The organism is Thermococcus barophilus MP (assembly GCF_000151105.2).
Lineage (GTDB): Archaea > Methanobacteriota_B > Thermococci > Thermococcales > Thermococcaceae > Thermococcus_B > Thermococcus_B barophilus.
Map to the genome: position 1 here is coordinate 968,572 of NC_014804.1, position 21,004 is coordinate 989,575.

Annotated in this window: 18 protein-coding genes and 1 rRNA gene; 10 read left to right on the plus strand and 9 right to left on the minus strand. The window is 42.7% G+C overall.

Going from position 1 to position 21,004, the window contains the following annotated elements; translation table 11 throughout:
- Nucleotides 1-10: 10 nt before the first annotated feature.
- Entirely contained in the window at nt 11-2,515 is a 2,505-nt protein-coding gene (locus tag TERMP_RS05540) for a CDC48 family AAA ATPase (protein WP_013467386.1), read from the minus strand.
- Nucleotides 2,493-3,278, minus strand: a complete 786-nt coding sequence (locus TERMP_RS05545; protein ID WP_013467387.1) for a RuvC family protein — start codon at nt 3,276-3,278, stop codon at nt 2,493-2,495. The genes TERMP_RS05540 and TERMP_RS05545 overlap by 23 nt, the downstream gene beginning before the upstream one ends.
- Nucleotides 3,279-3,392: 114 nt before the next feature.
- Here TERMP_RS05545 and TERMP_RS05550 point away from each other — a divergent pair, with 114 nt between their 5' ends.
- Both TERMP_RS05550 and serS read left to right on the plus strand, forming a co-directional pair.
- Nucleotides 3,393-4,595: a molybdenum cofactor synthesis domain-containing protein gene (locus tag TERMP_RS05550; RefSeq protein WP_013467388.1), complete on the plus strand. Its 1,203-nt coding sequence runs from the start codon at nt 3,393-3,395 to the stop codon at nt 4,593-4,595.
- A gap of 82 nt (nt 4,596-4,677) precedes the next feature.
- Nucleotides 4,678-6,045 (plus strand): serine--tRNA ligase, encoded by a 1,368-nt coding sequence (serS, locus tag TERMP_RS05555; RefSeq protein WP_013467389.1) that lies wholly within the window; start codon nt 4,678-4,680, stop codon nt 6,043-6,045.
- Here the strand turns inward: serS and TERMP_RS05560 are convergent.
- Nucleotides 6,042-6,425, minus strand: coding sequence for a ribonuclease P protein component 4 (locus TERMP_RS05560; protein ID WP_013467390.1), 384 nt, complete (start codon nt 6,423-6,425; stop codon nt 6,042-6,044). The two genes, serS and TERMP_RS05560, sit on opposite strands and share 4 nt — an antisense overlap.
- Before the next feature lie 9 nt (nt 6,426-6,434).
- Nucleotides 6,435-7,949 (minus strand): hypothetical protein, encoded by a 1,515-nt coding sequence (locus tag TERMP_RS05565; RefSeq protein ID WP_013467391.1) that lies wholly within the window; start codon nt 7,947-7,949, stop codon nt 6,435-6,437.
- Nucleotides 7,950-8,004: 55 nt separating this feature from the next.
- On the opposite strand from TERMP_RS05565, the gene rrf reads away from it, so the two are divergent.
- The 7 genes from rrf to infB all read left to right on the plus strand — a co-directional run bounded on the left by rrf (nt 8,005) and on the right by infB (nt 14,337).
- A 5S ribosomal RNA gene (rrf, locus tag TERMP_RS05570) occupies nt 8,005-8,126 on the plus strand.
- A 165-nt stretch (nt 8,127-8,291) separates the two neighbouring features.
- Nucleotides 8,292-8,663, plus strand: a complete 372-nt coding sequence (gene rpl7ae, locus TERMP_RS05575; RefSeq protein ID WP_048159770.1) for a 50S ribosomal protein L7Ae — start codon at nt 8,292-8,294, stop codon at nt 8,661-8,663.
- A 92-nt stretch (nt 8,664-8,755) separates the two neighbouring features.
- The gene (locus TERMP_RS05580; protein ID WP_013467393.1) at nt 8,756-8,965 is read left to right on the plus strand and encodes a 30S ribosomal protein S28e; all 210 of its coding nucleotides are present in this window, start codon (nt 8,756-8,758) and stop codon (nt 8,963-8,965) included.
- 5 nt (nt 8,966-8,970) lie between these two features.
- Entirely contained in the window at nt 8,971-9,180 is a 210-nt protein-coding gene (locus TERMP_RS05585) for a 50S ribosomal protein L24e (protein ID WP_013467394.1), read from the plus strand.
- 163 nt (nt 9,181-9,343) lie between these two features.
- Entirely contained in the window at nt 9,344-10,168 is an 825-nt protein-coding gene (locus tag TERMP_RS05590; RefSeq protein ID WP_013467395.1) for a hypothetical protein, read from the plus strand.
- A gap of 118 nt (nt 10,169-10,286) precedes the next feature.
- The gene (gene ndk, locus TERMP_RS05595; protein WP_013467396.1) at nt 10,287-10,793 is read left to right on the plus strand and encodes a nucleoside-diphosphate kinase; all 507 of its coding nucleotides are present in this window, start codon (nt 10,287-10,289) and stop codon (nt 10,791-10,793) included.
- 109 nt (nt 10,794-10,902) lie between these two features.
- A complete protein-coding gene (infB, locus tag TERMP_RS11390; protein WP_013467397.1) occupies nt 10,903-14,337 on the plus strand; it encodes an intein-containing translation initiation factor aIF-2 in 3,435 nt (1,144 codons plus the stop codon).
- Nucleotides 14,338-14,340: 3 nt separating this feature from the next.
- Here infB and TERMP_RS05605 read toward each other — a convergent pair whose 3' ends face one another.
- Genes TERMP_RS05605 through TERMP_RS05615 form a run of 3 tightly spaced genes read right to left on the minus strand, consistent with a single transcriptional unit; the run spans nt 14,341 to nt 18,269 of the window.
- Nucleotides 14,341-15,720 carry an ATP-binding protein gene (locus TERMP_RS05605; protein ID WP_013467398.1) on the minus strand — a complete coding sequence of 460 codons (1,380 nt, stop codon included), beginning with the start codon at nt 15,718-15,720 and terminating at the stop codon, nt 14,341-14,343.
- A 26-nt stretch (nt 15,721-15,746) separates the two neighbouring features.
- Nucleotides 15,747-17,009, minus strand: coding sequence for a 23S rRNA (uracil(1939)-C(5))-methyltransferase RlmD (rlmD, locus tag TERMP_RS05610; protein WP_013467399.1), 1,263 nt, complete (start codon nt 17,007-17,009; stop codon nt 15,747-15,749).
- 42 nt (nt 17,010-17,051) lie between these two features.
- Nucleotides 17,052-18,269, minus strand: a complete 1,218-nt coding sequence (locus TERMP_RS05615) for an aminotransferase-like domain-containing protein (protein WP_013467400.1) — start codon at nt 18,267-18,269, stop codon at nt 17,052-17,054.
- 91 nt (nt 18,270-18,360) lie between these two features.
- Here TERMP_RS05615 and gyaR point away from each other — a divergent pair, with 91 nt between their 5' ends.
- Nucleotides 18,361-19,371 (plus strand): glyoxylate reductase, encoded by a 1,011-nt coding sequence (gene gyaR / locus TERMP_RS05620; RefSeq protein ID WP_013467401.1) that lies wholly within the window; start codon nt 18,361-18,363, stop codon nt 19,369-19,371.
- 101 nt (nt 19,372-19,472) lie between these two features.
- Here gyaR and TERMP_RS05625 read toward each other — a convergent pair whose 3' ends face one another.
- Together TERMP_RS05625 and TERMP_RS05630 are read right to left on the minus strand one after the other, a co-directional pair.
- Nucleotides 19,473-20,183, minus strand: a complete 711-nt coding sequence (locus tag TERMP_RS05625; RefSeq protein ID WP_013467402.1) for a DUF72 domain-containing protein — start codon at nt 20,181-20,183, stop codon at nt 19,473-19,475.
- Nucleotides 20,184-20,240: 57 nt separating this feature from the next.
- Nucleotides 20,241-20,918, minus strand: coding sequence for a diphthine--ammonia ligase (locus TERMP_RS05630; RefSeq protein ID WP_013467403.1), 678 nt, complete (start codon nt 20,916-20,918; stop codon nt 20,241-20,243).
- Nucleotides 20,919-21,004 lie beyond the last annotated feature (86 nt).

The following is a 21,004-nucleotide window of genomic DNA, read 5'->3' on the forward strand; positions in this document are numbered from 1 at the left end:
AAATCCCCATTCAGCCTGTGAAGTAATCCATCTCCTTTCTCTCTTTAGGTGCCTTTCTGCTCTCTTCGAACTGTTTGTAGTACTCAATCATGTATTTTGTAACACTCGGCCTTATCTTCTTCATAGCTTCTTCAAAGTCCTTCCGTGAAACTTTGAGTTTTTCAAGGAACTCTTCACTTTGCTCTTCAATGAGCTCTCTGGGTATTTTTGCAACAGTTCTTCTTAAAGCGTTCATTGCCGCTTCTCTTACAAGAGCTGCTATATCCGCTCCTGTATAACCTTCAAGTCTCTTGGCAAGCTCTTTTAAGTTTACATCTTCCGCTAAGGGCACTCTTCTCGTGTGGACTTTTAGAATTTCATATCTTGCTTTCTCGTCTGGTGCTGGAACTAAAATCAGGCGGTCAAACCTTCCCGGTCTAAGCAGGGCTGGATCTAAAATGTCCGGTCTGTTGGTTGCTGCAATAACAACAACCCCACTATTCTCTTCCAGTCCATCCATTTCTGTCAACAGTTGGTTAATTATCCTATCGGTTACTCTGTTTACATCGCTTCCCCTCATTGGAGCAATTGCGTCAATTTCATCGATGAACACCACTGTTGGTGCCGCTTGTCTCGCTTTCCTGAAGATTTCTCTAATTCTCTTTTCGCTTTCTCCCACCCACTTGCTTAAAACTTCTGGGCCTCTGATTCCAATGAAGTTAGCCTCGCTCTCCGTTGCCACAGCTTTAGCGAGCATGGTTTTGCCTGTTCCCGGTGGTCCGTAGAGGAGAATTCCCTTCGGAGGATTAATTCCCAAACGCTGAAACGCTTTTGGGTATTTGAGCGGCCACTCAACTGCCTCTCTGAGTGCCTGCTTCACATCTTCCAATCCTCCAATGTCCTCCCAGTGAACGTTTGGAACCTCAAGCATCACTTCTCTCAAAGCTGAAGGTTCAACCATTTTCAATGCTTCGTAGAAGTCTCTCTTAGTGACTTTGAGCTCCTGAAGGACTTCTGGTGCAATCTTTTCCTCTTCTGGATTAATCTTTCCTTCTTGGATTAGCCTCCTCAGAACGACCATTGCAGCTTCTCTCGCTAAAGCTGCCAGATCCGCTCCAACAAATCCGTGCGTCTTTTCGGCTAACTCATCAAGCATCTTGTCAATCAGCTTCGCCTTAACTTCGCGGTAAATTTCCCCATCACTCTTGAGGATTTCTTTTATCTCATCTTCATCTTTGGCTTTCTCAACTTTCTTGATGATCTCCTCAAGCTTCTTTTTATCGAAGCGCTCTTCTTTAAGGAATTCTTTAAGAACTTTCAAAACTGACGGTTTATCGTAGTCCGGCTCGAGAGGCATCCCCCTTGTGTGAATCTGGAGGATTTCTTTTCTTCCCTGCTTGTCTGGAACGCCAACTTCAATCTCTCTGTCGAATCTTCCTGGTCTTCTTAAAGCCGGATCAATTGCATCAGGTCTGTTTGTTGCGGCTATAACTATGACCTTCCCCCTCTTCTTCAGTCCATCCATTAAAGTTAAGAGCTGACTAACAACTCTCTTTTCAACTTCTCCGGTAACCTCTTCTCTCTTTGGTGCAATCGCATCAATCTCGTCAATGAAGATTATGCTCGGAGCGTTTTCCTCAGCCTCCTTGAAGACTTCCCTCAAACGCTCTTCACTCTCACCGTAGAATTTGCTCATAATTTCTGGACCGTTGATGGCTATAAAATGAGCATTTGTCTCGTTAGCTACAGCCTTTGCGAGCAAAGTTTTACCGGTTCCCGGTGGACCATAAAGCAAAACTCCCTTAGGCGGCTCAATTCCAAGACGTTCAAAGAGCTCTGGATGCTTCAAAGGCAGCTCAACCATCTCCCTGATCTTCTGAATCGCATCCTTGAGACCACCTATGTCTTCATATGTAACCTCTGGAACCTTCTCTTCTCTAACTTCGACCGCTTGAGGAAGAACTTCAATTTCGGTGTTGTATGTTATCTGAACTATTCCCTTGGGATTTGTGTTCACGACAATGAACTTTAATTCACCAAATGCTAATGGAAGTGCTTCAAAGAACCCCCTAAAGAACTCATCGAAAGGAGAACCTGTGTAGAATTCCTCCCTTCCACTTGCAACTATAATGTCGCCTTTCACAACTGGTCTGCCAAGAAGGTTCTGCTTGATCATATCGCCAGGAATCTGAATTAGGACTCCTCTCTGGGCAGGTGCAAGAACAACTTTTTTTGCTTCTTTGACTTCAGCTCTCCTAACAGTCACATAATCCCCGATGCTGACCTTAGCATTTCTCCTGATGTAGCCGTCCATCCTGATTATGTCCAGCCCTCTGTCGTCTGGATGGGCATTTGCAACAATTGCTGCTGTACTCCTCTCTCCCTCAAGCTCAACTATGTCCCCCGGTTCAACACCCAACTCCCGCTGATATTTTCTGTCAAATCTGACTATCCCTCTCCCAACGTCCCTTTTCAAAGCTTCGGCGACTCTGAGTTTAATCTCATCTTTAACCTCATCTCTTTTTCCTAAAATCATCTTTATCCCTCCTTTGGTAAATCTCAATTGCTTCCTCCAACGTTAAATTACCCTTAGCAACTTCACGTGCAAGCTCAGATGAAATTGTAATCCTTCCTCCACTCATAATTCTACTTTTGCTTTTTATATGCTCAATCTCCCTTTTAGTCGGCTCGTTTGTGTAAATCAATTCTCCAATTTTAACTTCTCTCCCTTCCCTTAAAGCTATGTTGATTGATGCAACTATATCTTGAACCTGAGAGCCTTCAATACCGCCGACTTTAGGTGTCGTCCCTCTCTCGTTTACAATGATCACTGGATAGCTCTCACCTAAAACCCTTGCAAGTGCTTTAAGCATTAATATGCGGTGCCTCTTTGCTCCGTGCCCAATCTTAATCCTCGCTTTTGGATACTTTTCAAGAAGATCAAGAATCACATCCACGTCTTTGGGGCTCTTCAGATGGTAGACCTCAACCACCCTGTTATCTCCAACGACTGCAACTCCGGGCCTCTCTCCAGGATCTATTGCAATGAAGACCTTTTTGAATCTCTTCCTTCCCTCAAGTCTCGCTAAAAGTTCATCTATGAAGTTCTCGTTCTTAACAATTATCTTGACTGGAAAGTTTATTTTATCGTAATCTTCTTCACCTGTCAGAACAACCTCAACGTCAAAAGGGATCTTCTCATCTAAGCGGAGGCTGTAAAAAGGGATTCTATACTCTTTAAGCACCTTTGAAGCGATATAGTACACGCGAGCATTTCTTGTTACAATTGCAACTCTCATGGTTTGTGATACGCAGTTAGGTATTAAAAAGGTTGAGGCTTGGAATGACGAGGTAAATTAAAGTGCTTACCTAAAGCTTTTTTATTAAAGTGATGAGCTTTTTAAGGTGGTGACATGGCATTCCTGAAGGTTGTTCCACTCGAAGAGGCTTTGAAGGTTATTAATTCATTTTCCTTAAAGCCCAAAATTGAAGAGATCAAGCTTGAAGAAGCCTTGGGAAGAGTGCTGGCTGAGGACATAGAAAGTCCAATGGATGTTCCTCCGTTTGATAGGTCGACTGTTGATGGATACGCCGTAAAAAGCAAAGATACATGGGGTGCAGGTGAAACAAATCCTGTAAAATTAAAAGTCGTTGGGGAAATAAACGCTGGAGATATGCCAAAGATAGAGCTGAAAGATGGAGAAAGCGCTTACATTTCGACAGGTGCACCTCTGCCAAAGGGAGCAGATGCCGTCATTCCTTTTGAGGAAGTTGACAGAGAAAATGAATGGGTAGTCATATACAAACCAGTGTATCCTGATTATGGAGTTATGAAGGCGGGAGCAGATGTACCAAAAGGAAAGCTTCTGCTGAAGAAAGGAACAAAGCTGAGCTTCAAAGAAACTGCCCTGCTTTCTGCTGTCGGTTTTGAAAAAGTCAAGGTTTTTGCAAAGCCCAAAGTTGCCGTGATAAGCACGGGAAATGAGATTATTTTGCCGGGCAAAGATCTGAAATACGGTCAGATTTATGACATAAACGGCAGGGCGATAAGTGATGCCATAAGAGAGCTTGGTGGAGAAGCATATTTCTTGGGAATAGCAAGAGATGACAGAGAGAGCTTAAAAGAGAAAATACTTGAGGGACTAAAGTACGATATGATAATCCTTTCAGGAGGGGCAAGCGGAGGAATTAGGGATTTAACAGCATCAATAATTGAAGAACTCGGCGAGATAAAAGTTCACGGCATAGCTATTCAGCCGGGCAAACCAACAATAATCGGACTCATAGAGGGAAAACCAATCTTTGGTCTGCCGGGTTATCCAACAAGCTGTCTAACAAACTTCACTCTGCTTGTAGCACCGCTCATCAAGAAACTTCTCGGTCAGAGTCAGGAATACAGAAAAGTCAAGAAAAAGCTTGCTCACAAAGTTTTCTCGGTAAAAGGAAGAAGACAGTTCTTGCCGGTGAGGATTGAAGATGATAAAGCCGTGCCAATACTAAAGGGAAGCGGTGCTGTTACGAGCTTCATTGATGCAGATGGGTTCATAGAGGTGCCAGAGAACGTTGAGATACTCGACGAAGGAGAAGAAGTTGAGGTGATATTGTTTGGTGTCTGAATTTTTGCTTTATCATTTTATCAATCCCACTAACAAATGATTTTTAAACTTCTCCTTCGCTTTAAATTCTTAGGTGAATGCTATGCTCGACATAAAGCTCATTCGTGAAAACCCCGACATTGTTAAAGGTGACCTTATAAAGCGCGGTGAACTTGAAAAGCTCAAATGGATTGATGAAATTCTTGAGCTTGACAAGAAATGGAGAGAAAACCTCAGAAAGATTAACCAGCTGAGAAGAGAGAGGAACAGAATAGCTGTCGAGATAGGCAAAAGAAAGAAAGCGGGAGAAAGCGTGGATGACCTCCTTACAAAGAGCAAAGAGATAGTCAAGCAGATTGAAATACTGGAGAAGGAAAACGAAGAAATAAGGAAGAAAATCGACTTCTACCTCTGGAGATTGCCAAACATAACCCATGAAAGTGTCCCAATTGGAAAGGACGATACCGAAAATGTTCCGATAAAATTCTGGGGCAAGGCAAGAGTCTGGAAAGGTCACCTTGAGAGCTTTCTTGAGCAGAGTCAAGGAAAGATGGAGTACGAGGTTTTAGAGTGGAAGCCAAAACTTCATGTTGATTTGCTCGAGATTTTGAGAGGTGCAGATTTTGAAAGAGCTGCAAAGGTCAGCGGTTCAAGATTTTATTACCTTCTCAATGAGATTGTTATCCTTGACTTAGCACTAATCCGCTTTGCTCTTGACAGGCTGATTGAGAAAGGATTCACACCAGTTATTCCTCCCTATATGGTCAGGAGATACGTTGAAGAGGGTGTTACAACTTTTGACGACTTTGAAAACGTCATTTACAAGGTTGAAGGCGAGGACTTGTATCTGATCCCGACAGCAGAGCACCCATTAGCTGGAATGCATGCCAACGAGATCATTGATGGAAAAGATTTGCCACTCCTCTATGTTGGAGTCTCACCGTGCTTCCGTAAAGAAGCGGGAACTGCAGGAAAAGATACAAAGGGGATTTTCAGGGTCCACCAGTTCCACAAGGTTGAGCAGTTCGTCTATTCAAGACCAGAAGAGAGCTGGGAGTGGCATGAAAAGCTCCTCCAGAACGCTGAAGAGCTGTTCCAAGAACTTGAGATTCCGTATAGAGTGGTCAATATCTGTACTGGAGATTTGGGCTATGTTGCAGCTAAGAAATACGACATTGAAGCATGGATGCCGGGCCAAGGAAAGTTCAGAGAGGTTGTCAGCTGTTCAAACTGTACCGACTGGCAGGCAAGGAGGTTGAACATCAGATTCCGAGACAAGACTCATGAGAAGCCGAAGTTCGTACACACCTTAAATTCAACAGCGATAGCAACCTCAAGAGCAATAGTTGCCATTTTGGAGAACTTCCAGGAAGAGGATGGAACGGTTAGGATACCAAAGGCACTGTGGAAGTACACAGGATTCAAGGAAATTGTACCAGCAGATAAAAAAGAGAAGTGCTGTCAAAGTTAACTCTTATTTTTAACCCTCTCTTCAAGTCTTCTCCTACGCCTTTCTTTCTGCTCTCTTAGATATGGATACCTCATAATATGTCCGCATTCAAGACACTTGATAACAACATGCGGCATCCTCTTCTGCCTCAGCCTAACTTGAGCATTAACCCCCGGCAGTAAAAAGGAATGACATTTTTTGCAATACCGCCGCTTCCACTTTCTTGGCATCCTCACTTTAGCCTTCTGCTGCACAGCCAAGGCGATTTCAACATATCTATTAGCCAACTCCTTATCATAAGGAAAAACTCTCTCAGCTAATGTAAAGAGTATGTTAATTCTCTCCAGAGCAATTTTCCTCTTCTCTCTCTGCTCCTTCTTCCTCAAAAACTTCTTTGACATTTCAACCACTCACTCTGGCTTTATCATTTTAAGCTTTCCAAAGAAAGGTTCATAAAGGTGCCCTTCTGCAATTAAACGCTCTATGATCTCTTTAGCATATGCCTCTTTAAATCCATATTCAAGCAACGCTGTGTAGAACTCCTCTCTACTAACAGTTCCGTCAAGAGATGTTGCCTCCAAGTCCATAAAAATATTCAGTGCAGTGTTTGCCCTTTTATCCCCACTAATATATCTCTCGTAAGTTTCCACGGCACTCAATATGACTTTCTCTGGCAGTTCATTCATCCATAAGTCAAGAATTTCTTGGTTTATAAGCAAGACATCATGGATAATGCCCGTATCAATTTTCCCCTTAAATCTACCAATCGAACCCAAAATATGAGCGCTCAGCAGATATCTTGTATTTGTTTCAAATATCATGCCTTTGATCATCAATGCGTCAAATTTCTCACCATATTCATGGCGATTTTTCATTATCCACCGCTCAAATCTGTCCCTGAATTTCTGCATAATCTCATCCCCAGCACTAAGCGATGCTATTTTCTCCCTTTCTTTGAAGATTGTTATGATAACATTTGGAATCAGCTCTTCAAGTTCCTTATTCCTCTCATAACCAATAGGTTCACTAAGGATGAACGGAGTTTCAGAAGAGTAAGCCAGTGGATCGTCTGGTGATAACAGGCTGTATCTCTTTGGCGTCAAAAACACAGCATTTTTGTTCTCAAAATATTCAACAGCCCAATTTGGAGCCGGAATTTCTTTGCTGAGGATCTTCTTGTTGTATGGGACATAGTATTTCAGGTTTGTATTATTGGGATTAAATAGGACGAAATCTAAATCAAGCTCTGGATCAACAAAAGAGTCCTTGTTGTCCTTTCTTAAGTGCAGTTCCATAGGGAAGAGTGAATAAAGATAGCGAACAGTTTCCCAGACTGATAGGATAATTTTCTGCTCATTCTTGAATACGGAAAAAGTAACCCCTTCCCCCCAGTTCTTTTTTGTGCCCACAATTATTGGAGAGGCAAAGAGGGAGTAAATTACAGCTTTCTCAAGGTCGTAATTGGCATATATTGTTTTCATAAATAAGTCCTCAAATTCTTTCTTGCTCAATGCCATTTCCTCATATTCGAGCCAATAATCAGAGTAGTTTGCACTCTCAAGAGATTCAACATGGATCATACGCAAGTTTCCATATGGGTAGCTGTCGATAATTCCACTGACTTTTACGTATTCTCCGCTCCTAAATCTAGCATTAACTTTGCTGTTTTCGGTGATTCTGAGAATAAGATACGCTCTCAGCCCAGCTTTTTTAAGCTCGCTTGGAGAGAGGGGCGAAAGGATGTAGTAGAGAGCATCCTTTGGAGCATAAGGGGGCTGTCTGAGGAGTAAAAAGCCCTGAACTTCAACAGGCTCACCATTCTTTGAATTCTGGATCTTACTCTGGAAATCCCTAACCCTTTTAGCTGGTGTAAGCTTTTCTCGCCTTCCTGCAAATCTCAGAAGTTTAAACACGTAATCCTCCATCAAACATAGCATCTACCGAAATGTTTATAAATCCTCCTTTAAAGGTATGTACTGGTACGGCGGTCATAGCGGCGGGGCTACACCCGGTCTCGTTTCGATCCCGGAAGTTAAGCCCGCCAGCGATCCCGGTTGTACTGCCCTCCGAGAGGGGGCGGGAAGCCGGGGACGCCGCCGGCCACTCAAACTGTTTTTCTGTTGAGATTTTAAGAAATCAGTACACTTTAGTTGGTGAAGATTTTTAGTTTCGAGCAAACAGCGTCTGTTAGGGAAAGGTTTAAAAACTAAATTCTCCTTTGCTATCTTGACAGCTCGATGAACGATGAAGTTTTGGAGGGATGTGAAATGGCAAAGCCAAGTTACGTAAAATTTGAGGTTCCAAAAGAGCTGGCTGAGAAAGCCCTTGAGGCTGTTGAGATTGCAAGAGACACTGGAAGAATAAGGAAAGGCACAAACGAGACAACAAAAGCCGTTGAAAGGGGACAGGCAAAGCTTGTCATAATCGCAGAAGATGTTGATCCAGAGGAGATTGTCGCACACTTACCACCACTCTGTGAGGAAAAGGAGATTCCATACATCTATGTTCCAAGCAAGAAGGAGCTTGGGGCTGCTGCTGGTATTGAGGTTTCAGCTGCAAGCGTTGCTATAATCGAGCCGGGTAAGGCTCGTGAGCTTGTTGAGGAAATCGCTATGAAGGTTAGGGAGCTTATGAAGTGAGCTCCCTCTTCCTCCCCTTTACATTCACACTCATCGAAAGATTTAAAGGTCATTGAGTGAGGTTTTTTATAGCTATAATAGAGGTGTGAGGAATGAGCGACGAAGGATACGCTGCTGAGGTTATTGAAATCGTTGGAAGGACTGGAGTTACAGGTGGCGTTACTCAGGTTAAGGTTAGGGTTTTAGAGGGCAGAGATAAGGGAAGAGTCATCAGAAGGAACATTAAGGGCCCAGTGAGAGTTGGCGACATTGTCATTCTCAGAGAGACTGAGAGAGAAGCAAGAGAGATTAAGGCAAGGTGATGTAAATGGCAAGGTGGAACGTCTGCTCATATTGTGGAAAGGAATTCGAGCCAGGAACAGGAAAGATGTTCGTCAGAAACGATGGCAGAGTTTTCTTCTTCTGCTCAAGCAAGTGCGAAAAGTACTTCCTCATGGGCAGAAACCCAAGAAAGCTTAAGTGGACAAAGGCATTCCAAGAGGCAAGGCTCCAGAGAGCAAGGAGCAGAAGAAGGTGAACTTTCTGTTCTTTATTTTTTGAATCGTTAGCGGGATTACTTTTATCGATAGTTTCAAAATTCTGCAGTTATACTATGGCTTTGTTGTCTAATAACCAGCCGAAAATCTTAAATATTATCAGTGGTTTATAAAGTTTTGAAATACCCCTTGGGGAGGGGGCGAATGAAGCAGAAGATTGTATGGTTTATATTTGGGATATTATTGGGTAGTATGTTTCTTGTATATGCAGACAGTGGATTTAGGAACAACTCTTGTAAATGCAGTACAAACATTGAAGAATTACACGCAAGTGGGACTCTCAATTATACTATTAAGGGACCTTACAATCTGACTCCAAGGGAAGTTATGCTCTCACTACCTTTAGAGGGAGCAAAAATACTAAACAAAAAAATTCAAGGAGCAAAACATATAGCAACATTTCCAGTAAAAGGGGCATATTATTCTATATTCCAGAAATCGTCTAATCCCTTAACAGACTCATTTTACGTCATTTGGGATAAGAATGGAATCAAAGAAATTGACAAATTAAAATTCAAAATACTGGAAGAAAAGACAGAAACAAAAGCATCTGGTAAAGAAACATTCTATTATATTAAAGCTCAGGTATCTAATGTAGAAGCACTAAGCACAGTTTATGTAATTACTGCAGAATATACTTACACTTGGAGCATAGGTGATGCTGTTTGGTCAAAAACAGTTGCTAAAGGTACTTTTTGGGTAGATTATGGAAATAAGATTCTTAGTGTTAATGATCTTTCATATGAATATCACCCATGGGGAGTTATCAAGTGCTCATTCAGCTCCCATACCAGTGGAGTTGGTACAGTTTCTGCTGGAGTTTATGCAGACGCCAGCTATATGTTCTGGGATCTATTATCCCCAGTTGCTGCCCATTGGGACGCACACTCTAGAGTTTTTGTAGACGCATGGACAAATATTAACGGCTATGGCTGGGGTAATAAGTGGATTGGTGGACCATGGTGCTGATTTCCAAATTTTTCTTTTAGCTTTAGCGTCTTCAGCTCTTTCAACTGCCTTACTGAATGAAATATTTATGACCAAAAAGCATTTTAACACTTCATGCTAAGCTCTTCTGGTGTTGCCAATGGCTGACAATAAGGTTGAGCGCACATTGGTTATAATAAAGCCAGATGCCGTTGTTAGGGGATTAATAGGAGAAATCATCTCAAGATTTGAAAAGAAAGGCCTTAAAATCGTTGGAATGAAGATGATTCACATTGATAGAGAGCTGGCGGAGAGACACTATGAGGAGCACAAAGGGAAGCCGTTCTTCAATGCCCTCATTGACTACATAACAAAGGCTCCAAGCGTTGTCATGGTGGTTGAGGGTCGTTACGCCATCAGCGTCGTGAGAAAGATGGCTGGTGCAACTGATCCAAAAGACGCAGAGCCGGGAACAATAAGGGGAGATTTAGGTTTGGATGTTGGGGATGCAATCTATAATGTTGTCCATGCAAGCGACAGCCCGGAGAGCGCTGAGCGTGAGATAAACCTCTACTTCAAGCCCGAAGAAATCTTTGAATATTCAAAAGCCGCTGACTGGTTCTACAAGACGCACTGGGATAAGGAAAAGGGCGAGTGGATTGAGTAGTTTTTCTTTTCTACCAAACTTTTAAAAGTCAATTTTTTAAATTAGCTTGGAGCTTGCATTAAGTTGACGCTCATTTAATAATTTGACAAACGACAAGAAGGTGGGAAAAATGAAAAGAATTAGACAGCCAATTATAGCTGTTCTTGGTCATGTTGATCATGGAAAGTGCCTCTTACCAGATGAAAAGATAATAGTTCCAGAGCTTGGTGAAGTTACATTAAAAGAGCTGTTTGAGCTTGGAGGAGAAGTTATTGCTAAAGATTGGGAAAAAGAAATCAGAAAACTTAACATTGAGGTTCATGTTGTAAGTCAAGACGGGACTATTCGGAGAGCTAAAAGTCCCTATATCTGGCGGTTGAAGCACAGGGGCAAAATCCTTAGGGTGAAGCTAAAAAACTGGCACTCTATTAGTGTAACCCCGGAGCATCCGTTTCTAACGAACAAAGGATGGAAACGAGCCGACCAGCTTAAGCCAGGAGACTATGTTGCAGTTCCAAAGAGAATCGAGGGGAATGAGAGCTACGAGCGTTTTATGGAGTTCGTTTACTCGAAAATTCTAACGAAAGAACTAATTGTAAAGATAGGTGAGGATAAGCTCGAAAAAATTAGGAAGCACTTTAGAGAATATAAGATATACAAGGTCCAAAAAAATGTCTTCAGAAAAGAGGACATTGAAAAATTGAATCTCAACGATAGCATTGAAAAAATAGCTTTTACTCCCCGGGTTCATCGCTCTGGAAAGCCTCTATACTATCTGGAAATGCCAAAAAGTATGGGCGAGTGGAAGGCTGTGTTCTACTTTGCTGGAGTCATGTTCGGTGATGGAAGTCAAGAAAAAATAGCAAACAACGATGAGGAAGTCTTCGAGAGGCTCAAAGGTCTTGAATCCCTTGGTGTAGAGCTTGTTAGAGTCAAGAGGAGAACTTCCTACGAAATAGAACTGAGAAAAGCGAAAAATGCCCTGCTTAGATTGATAAAAGTGCTTTTCGAGTATCCGGAAGAGAAAAAGGCTCATAACATCAAGGTTCCAAAAGTCCTCTTCATTGCTCCAAAGGGGCTCGTGGCTGAATTCGTTAGGGGCTACTTTGATGCAGACGCTTATGTCAGCTTGAAGGATGCAAGAATTGAAGTAACGAGTGCATCAAAGGAGTTCATTGAAAAGCTAACTCTCGTGCTTCTCAGGTTTGGAATCCTGTCGAAAATTTATGAGAATAAAGGATACTGGACACTGATAATCTCAGGAAGAAGGAACCTTATTGAATTTAGGAGACATATCGGATTCACAGTAAGAGCCAAGGCTGAGAGGCTTGATGAGATAATTAAGAAGAGTAAAAAGAGCGAGCTTTATCCAATTCAGGAAGAGCTCAAAAGGCTGAGGCTTTTATTTGGATTTACAAAAAGCGAACTCAACAGCGAAGTTTCTTATTACTCAAAATATGAAAGCTCAGAGCTTCCGAGTTATGAAATCCTCAAGAAGATTCTTGCTGCAATCAGGCGGGGCTCAAAAAACCTTGATACAAAGCTCAGTACCCTTGAAGGCTCAAAAATAGATCACAACTACATTAAGGCTTTTGAAGCAGACGGTTTAATCAAAAACGGAAAGCTTACAGAACTCGGCAAAGAGCTCGTCGAAGTCTGGAAGAACAAAGAGTTCGATTCAAAGGACGTGGACTACATTGAGAACATAATTGAGAACCTTGCCTTTATACCTGTGGAAAGTGTTGAAGAAATAGAATATGACGGCTATGTCTATGACCTCACAACCGAAACTCACAACTTCATAGCCAACGGAATCTTAGTCCACAACACCACTCTGCTTGACAAAATCCGTAAAACAAATGTCGCCGCTAAAGAAGCCGGGGGGATAACCCAGCACATAGGTGCAACTGAAGTCCCTATCGATGTTGTTAAGCAAATTGCTGGGCCTCTCCTAAAGCTCTGGAAAGGCGAGATAAAGCTTCCTGGCTTGCTGTTTATTGACACTCCAGGTCACGAGGCATTCACAAGTTTGAGAGCGAGAGGAGGCAGTTTGGCTGATTTGGCCATTCTCATTGTTGACATAAATGAAGGCTTTCAGCCCCAGACAATTGAGAGTATTGAAATCCTGAGAAGATATAAAACACCGTTCATAGTTGCTGCAAACAAGATTGACCGTATAAAGGGCTGGAAAATCCAGGAATGGGAGCCTTTCTTGGTGAACATTAAAAAACAGGATCAAAGAGCTGTGCAAGAGCTTGAGACAAAGCTCTGGGAGCTTATTGGAAAGTTCTATGAGATGGGCTTCCAAGCGAACAGGTTTGATAGAGTTCAAGACTTTACACGTGAGCTGGCTATCGTTCCAATTTCAGCCAAGTATGGGATAGGTGTTCCGGAGCTTTTAGTCCTCATAGCTGGTTTATCTCAGAAGTATTTGGAGAAAAAGCTCAAGATTGAGGTTGAAGGTCCAGCGAGGGGTACGATCCTTGAGGTTAGGGAAGAGCCGGGATTGGGGACAACTATTGATGTCATAATCTACGATGGAACACTCCACAAGGATGACATCATAGTCGTCGGTGGAAAGGACAAAGCAATAGTAACGAAGATCAGAGCTTTGCTCAAGCCGAAGCCCTTGGATGAGATTAGAGACCCAAGGTTCAGGTTTGACCAAGTTGATGAAGTCGTTGCAGCGGCGGGTGTTAAGATAGCCGCACCCGATTTGGAGGAGGCCTTAGCAGGTTCACCGGTGATAGCGTGCAGGAGTGAAGAGGAAATCGAAAAAGCAAGGCAGGAAATTCTTAACCAGATTAAAAGCGTTGTGATAAGCACGGACAAGGTTGGGGTAATAGTTAAGGCTGACACTCTTGGAAGCCTTGAAGCGTTAAGCAAGGAGCTCCAGGAGAAAAACATCCCCATTAGAAAAGCTGATGTCGGAAACATAAGCAAAACCGATGTCATGGAGGCTCTAAGCGTAAAAGAAGAAAAGCCTCTCTACGGTGTCGTTCTTGGATTCAACGTCAAAGTCAACGAAGATGCGGAGGAAATTGCAAAGGCCAAGGGGGTGCCAATATTCGTCGGGAACATCATCTATAAGATAATTGAGGACTACGAAGCATGGGTAAAAGCGGAAGAAGAGAAGAAGAAAAAGGAGCTGTTAGCTAAGACAACTTTCCCCGGCGTTATAAGACTGTTCCCAGATGAACGTTACGTCTTCAGGAGAAGTCATCCAGCAATAGTTGGTGTTGAAGTCCTTGAGGGAAGAATTAAGCCTGGCTACACTCTAATAAAGCAAAACGGACAGAAGGTCGGAACAATAAAGTCCATTAAGTCCAAAAATGACTTTCTCCAAGAAGCCAAAAAAGGTGAAGCCGTTGCCATTGCCATTGATGGCCCAATAGTTGGAAGGCACATCCATCCAGGAGAAATTCTCTACGTTGATTTGAGCAGAGACGATGCAATAAGGCTTGTGAAAGAGCTTAGAGATATGCTTGACGAGACCGATATAAAGGCTTTGAAGATGATTGCAAAAGTTAAGGCAAGAGAAGATCCGTTCTGGGCGGCTCTTTGATTTTTATTTTCTCACATCTTTCTTTTCAATAAGCCTTTCGAAATCCTCCAAATCCCAGACCAGCCAGCCTTTGCTCCTCAACTTTTCTTTTCCTTCTAAGCTCTTGGCCACCAGTCCGTAAGCCTTTGTCCAGCCGTCCAGCCCAACGAGTTCTGCCTTCCGCTCAAGATCTTTGAGAACTCCACGAGCTTCCCTATCTTTCAAATCCTTCCACTTGACCTCAACGAAGAGCGCCTTCTTTTCCCGCTCGTTCAAAGCCACAAGATCAATCTCCTCATTCTTGTGCCACCACTTCCCGATCTTCGTGAACTTAAATGGGAGCTTTTCTCTCCTGTTCAGCTCCCTGAGGAACTGCTCGACAACCTTTTCGAAAACGAAGCCCAAATACTGGTTATACTCCTCCTCAAAGTTCTCAATATATCCGAACTCAAGAAGCTGAGAGCGGTTGGGGTAGACAAAGCGGAACCAGAAGTTAAAGTAGAGGTCGCTGAGGTAGTAGCGTGCGTTCCTCCTCCGTTCGGGTTCCCCAACAGGATGCTTCTCTTCAACTATGTGAAGGGTCTGGAGGTTACTGAGATATTGGGAGACCGTCGAACTTGGCAAACCCGTAAAGCTCACTATATCGCCGAACTTTGTCTTGCCAAAGGCTATTGCCTTGAGTATTGCGAAGTAGCGCGCCGGCTCTCTCAGTTCTGTTCTAAGCAAAAATTCCGCCTCATCAAAGAGGGGTTTATTTGGCTGGAATACCCCTTCAAGCTTCTCTCCAGCGCTCAGCCTGAACTGAACCTCCTTTATATAAGCCGGGATGCCATCTGTTATGCCGTAAATTCTAACGAGTTCTTCCCAGCTTTTTTCAGGGAAAAACTCGCGCAGATGGAAGAATTTTAAGGGTTCAAGCTTTATTGAGAGAGTTCTCCTTCCATAGAGCGGACTTTTGTATCCGAGAACTTGGCTTTCCATGATGCTTATTGAAGAACCTGTGAGGACGAGCTTAAGGTTTTTTGAACTGTCCCAAATCTTTTGAAACTTTGAGATTATTGCCCTGTTGGACTTAATAAGGTTCGGAAACTCATCTATTATCACAATGACATTTGAACCATCAAGAAGCTCGAAAAGCTCCTCCCACGAGAGTTCTGCCTTTGCTATGATGGGATTTCCAAGAACTTCAGCAGTTAATTTCCTGAACATCAGAAGATTTTCTTCTTCAAGTGTTTCTTCGGCGAAAAAATAAATATGGTTAAGACTCTTCACGGATTTTTGAACGAGAGCGGTTTTTCCCACTCTTCTGCGTCCGTAAACAATTATAAGCTCCTTTCTTTTGCTGATGTATGCTTTTCTCAATGCCTCAAGCTCATTTTCACGGTTCACAAATTGTTCATACATGATTATGATAATTAAGCCTGAACTATTTAAACTTTTCTCACCAGCTTAACAACAGCCTCAACGTGCGGCGTATGCGGGAACATATCAATTAAAAGGGCATCTTCAATCTGGTAAGCCTTTTTCAAGTGATTCTCATAGTCAAGCTTGAAAGCCTTTGGATTGCAGGAAACATAAATAATGTTCTCAACGTTACTCTTTGCCAAGAGTTCTGCCGTCTCTTTCAGCCCTTTTCTTGGAGGGTCAACTACAGCAGTATCGTAATCTCCGATTGCCGTTTCTTCTGCCTTCCCAAGTCTAAAAACTGCATCAACACCGTTGAGCTTGGCGTTTTTATTTGCCATCTCAACTGCAAATGGATTAGCTTCAACCCCCTCAACCTTAAAACCCCTCTTAGCCAGCCAAATTCCAAAAGTCCCGAGTCCTGAATATAAGTCCAGGATTTTCTCACCTTCCGTGAAGCCCTCAGCGGCTTTCAACAACAGAGGCAGGGCATAAGAATTTGCTTGGAAAAAACTGTTTGGGTGAATTAGATAAACCACATCCCCGATCCTTTCGCTGATGTAGGGTTTCCCAGCTATGAGCTTAGGCTCTCCTTTTGGGTCGTCTCTTTTGTCAGCTTTAAAGCTCCAGTAGAGGGAATCTGCAAAGTAGAAGTAGTCCCTAAAAGCTTCTGCAAGCTTTTCATTCGGCTTAATGTGGGCTATAAGGCTTATCATGACTTCGTCTGTAGATTTGCCCTCTCTAACGCTCAAGTAGTGGACATCCCCTCTCTTTCTTTTTAAATCCCAAGCTTTAAGATTCTCTTCCTTCATAAACTCCTTTAAAGTCTTTAGATAGTCCCAAGTTTTGTTTGAGAAGACAGGGCACTCTTTGACATCAACGATGCTTAAGGGTCTGGCATATTCCTTAAATCCAATCCCTTGAGTTGTCACGATGAAGTTGCTCGAATTCCTAAATCCAAAGAGCTTTGGTGAACCTTTGATATCGGTTGCAATGCCTGTAATTTTCCTAAAATTTTCTTGCTTAAGCTTCAGCTGTTCTTTATACCTTATATGCTGCCACAAGCAGCCTCCACACTTTCCAAAATGCATGCATCTTGGAGATTGCCTGAGTTGAGAAAACTCAACAACTTCAAATTTCTCAGCAATATATCTTCCAAATCTTCTCCTCGTTGTATACACTCTCACAAAGTCTCCAGCAACAGTATATGGGACATAGATCGGCTTTTCAGCCTTTAAAACACCTAACCCTTCATCGCTCATCTCTTCAATGTAGCCTTGAGCTTTCATGGAGAAAAAGTTGAAAGGAAAGCTTAAAAGAATATCGAAACCTTAGAATTTCTCATTATAGAGTTCTGCAAGCCTCTTTATTCCCTCTTCGATCTCCTCTTTGCTTGGTCTTGAGAAGTTGAGCCTTATTGTATTTCTTCCACTCTCATCTGTGTAGAACGGCTTTCCCGGAACCACAACAACGCCTTTTCTCTCCATCAGCTCATTCGCAAATGCCATCCCATCAGCATTTTCTGGAAGGAACAGCATAACGAACATTCCGGCTATCGGCTTCGTGAATTCTGCATTAGGCAGATGCTCCTGGAGAGCATTTACCATGGCATCTCGCTTTTCTTTATAACCTGGGAGGGCTCTTTTTAGGTGATATTCCTCAAAATATCCTCTCTTCAAATATTCGAGAGCAATGTATTGAGAAATTGTTGGAGCACAGAAGTCTATTGGAGACTTCTCCATCAGGACTTTATCCCTGATCTCTCCTTTCGCTACTACCCACCCAATCCTAAAGCCTGTTCCAAGAACTTTGCTCAGTGTTCCAGCCACAATGACTCTTCCCTCCTTATCAAGCGCTTTCAATGATCTTATTTCCCTGTCTTCGTATTTCATAAAATTATATGCTGTATCCTCAACTATCAAAAGGTCATGCTCACTTGCAATTTCAAGGAGTGCTTTTCTTCTCTCCTCACTCATTGTTACTCCCATGGGATTCTGACCTGTTGGAATTGTGTAGATGAACTTTATCTTCTGACCCTTTGACTTAAGCTCTCTAATCTTTTCTTGGAGAGCGTCTGGTTTCATTCCTTTGCTATCAATAGGAACCCCTTCCACTTTTGCTCCAAGCTGCTCAAACGCCAGTATTGTATTGATGTAGCTTGGATTCTCAGTGATTACAACATCTCCGGGATCTATAAGAATCCTCCCAAGCAAATCAAGAGCCCCAGTGCCCCCTACAGTTATTACTATCTCCTCCGGAGAAACCTCCACGTGTTCATACTTTTTGAGGAATTTAGCAACCTCCTCTCTGAGCTCAGGAATTCCATTTGCTGGCGTGTACATTACAGAGCTTGGAATATTGGCTAAAACGTCCTTTGCAAGCTTCCCTAAGACTTCTCTTGGAATTAAATTAGGATCCGGATCTCCAGCGGCTAAAGAGATAAGGTTTTTCCCTTTGCTCTGGAGCTCTGCAGCTTTTTTCATAACTTCTGCCAGTGCTGATCCTTTAATCCAGTTAGCCCTTCCAGCCAAAAATTTATTATAGTCCATGGGATCCCCTCCAATGAGAATCTTAGCATTAAGATATACATCGTCATGATATTAATATTTTGTTCACACCAAGGTATAAGATGGTGATACTATGAGGAAACCCAAAGTGTTCATTACAAGACAGATTCCGGAGACCGCGATCAATGTTATCAGAGAGTACTATGAGGTAGAAGTCTGGAGAGATGAAAAAGAACCCCCGAGAGAAGTACTGCTTGAGAAGGTTAGAGACGTTGATGCCTTAGTAACTCTGCTGAGCGACAAAATTGACAGGGAAATCCTTGACAATGCCCCAAGACTTAGAATCATCGCTCAATATGCAGTCGGCTACGACAATATTGACATTGAAGAGGCTACGAGAAGAGGAATCTATGTAACCAACACGCCAGACGTTTTAACCGAAGCCACAGCAGATTTCGCTTGGGCTCTGCTTTTAGCAACAGCGAGGCAGTTAGTTGATGCTGATAAATTTGTGAGGAGTGGGGAATGGAAGAGAAAAGGCGTTGCATGGCATCCGCTCATGTACCTCGGCTATGATGTCTATGGAAAGACAATCGGAATAATAGGCTTTGGAAGAATAGGACAGGCGATAGCAAGAAGAGCCAGGGGATTTAACATGAAGATTCTCTATTATTCTCGCACAAGAAAGCCTGAAAAAGAGGAAGAACTTGGAGCTGAGTTTAAACCGTTAAATGAGCTGCTTAGGGAGAGCGACTTCGTGGTTTTAGCAGTTCCATTGACAAAGGAAACCTACTATATGATAAACGAGAAGAGGCTTAAGCTCATGAAGCCAATGGCAATACTTATCAATATCGCAAGAGGAAAGGTTGTTGATACAAAAGCCTTGATTAAAGCTCTCGAAGAGGGCTGGATTGCCGGAGCGGGCTTAGACGTCTTTGAAGAAGAACCCTACTATAACAAGGAGCTCTTTAAACTGAAGAACGTGACCTTGGCACCACATATAGGTAGTGCAACTTACGGAGCAAGATATGCAATGGCAGAGCTTGTTGCGAGGAATTTGATAGCCTTCGCTAAAGGTGAAGTTCCGCCAACACTTGTGAATAGAGAAGTCCTGAATGTTAGGAAGCCTGGGTTCAGCCGATGAGGAGCTGGATCCGACCTGAAGGGTGATGATCCAAAGATTCCGAGGCTTCAGATGATGATCCCACCCTTGGCTGATGTGATGATGAAGCCTCGTGGTTCTGATTAAATCAGCCTCTTAAACCTTTTTGCATCGTCACACATATAGACATTGTTAAAGTAAATGTAGCTTTCCTTTTTGTTCCACTCTTTTACCCGTTCTGCAATCTTTTCAAGCTCTTCATCAGTATATTTGTGCTTGTAAATTATCCTCCCGTTCTCGTATGCCCCATGAAGGCGATAGTAATTGATGTTCCCTTTGTGAAGAGGCTTTCTGGCGAGAGGGTCTGTTACATCAATGACATCAAATTCTCTCACGAATTTCTTTATCCCCTTTTCGCTCCAGCCTCTAAGCTCAACAGCTATCTCAATGTCCCTGCTTATCTTCGAGAAGAACCCTTCAGCGTTGGCAAAGTTTTCCTCGGTTTCCTTAAAACTTTTGGGAAGCTGGATTAAGATAAAACTTGCGTTCAAAATTCTTGCTTCGTTGAGTGTTATCTCCCAGTACTTAAAGACCTCATTGGTAGGCTTCAAAAATCCAACATCTCTGCTTGGCTTAACGTTGCTCCTCTTCCATGTTGGACTATTGGCTGGATGTGTTATTCCCTGAAAAGCCTTGATTGAGAATATAAAGTCCTCGGGTGCTTCGCTCTGCCATTTTTTAAGGGTCTTTTCTTTCAAAATTCGGTAAAAAGTCTGCTGAATTTCAACTGTCTTGAAATTTTGGAAATATCTTTTGCGGGCTTCACAAAAGCCACAGGTACCAACAAAGATCATGGAGTCTCACCAAAATTAGAATTAGCATTCCAAGAAATAAAGCTATTGACAAACCCCCTATTTCCACTCCAAATGCGCTCTTTTAACGACCAAAACTCCCGAATAGGTGTATTCATCCCAAATTTTTTCAACTTCATCAAAAACTATTCTTGCTTTAAAAAACGGCGCATCCTTAACGAAGGTCTCAAATTCCCCGCCCTCTCCTCCAATGTGAATGCCATATTTTCTGTTCAGCTCTTTAAGATCCTCAATGGCTTTTTCATCAACAATTCTTCCAAGCCACTTCTTATCCAGACCGTAAGCAGACACTCCAACTATCACAATCTCAAAGCCAGCATGCAGCATATCCCTCAAAAGCATCTCTGGGTTCTTGTGCCACAGCGGAGTGTAGCTTCTCAGCCCAAGCTCATGACAAACCCTCTCAATCCTCACTCTCTGATATTCGCTCTCCAAAGCCCCAGCAACGACCCCATCAATGTCCAACCCTTCAAGAACCCTCTTTAAGTCCTCAACTTCCTTTTCTTTTTCCCCAGTGGTATATCCTTTAATTAGGGGAATCCCTATCGCCTCAGCCTGCAAATCTGTTAGATGAATGTTCGGGACATGGTACATATAGCTCTCTTCACTCTTAGAGTGAATGCTAACCAGATATTTCACATCAAATCCCTGCTGCATTGCCCAGTATAAGGCGTATGTTGAGTCCTTCCCTCCCGAAAACAAAGTTGCTATTTTCATGTTCCCACCCGAAAGCTTTAAATTAACCTTTAGTAAATTTAATATTGGTCTCAAAATAGGATTCTCAATACATCTTAAAAAAGCTT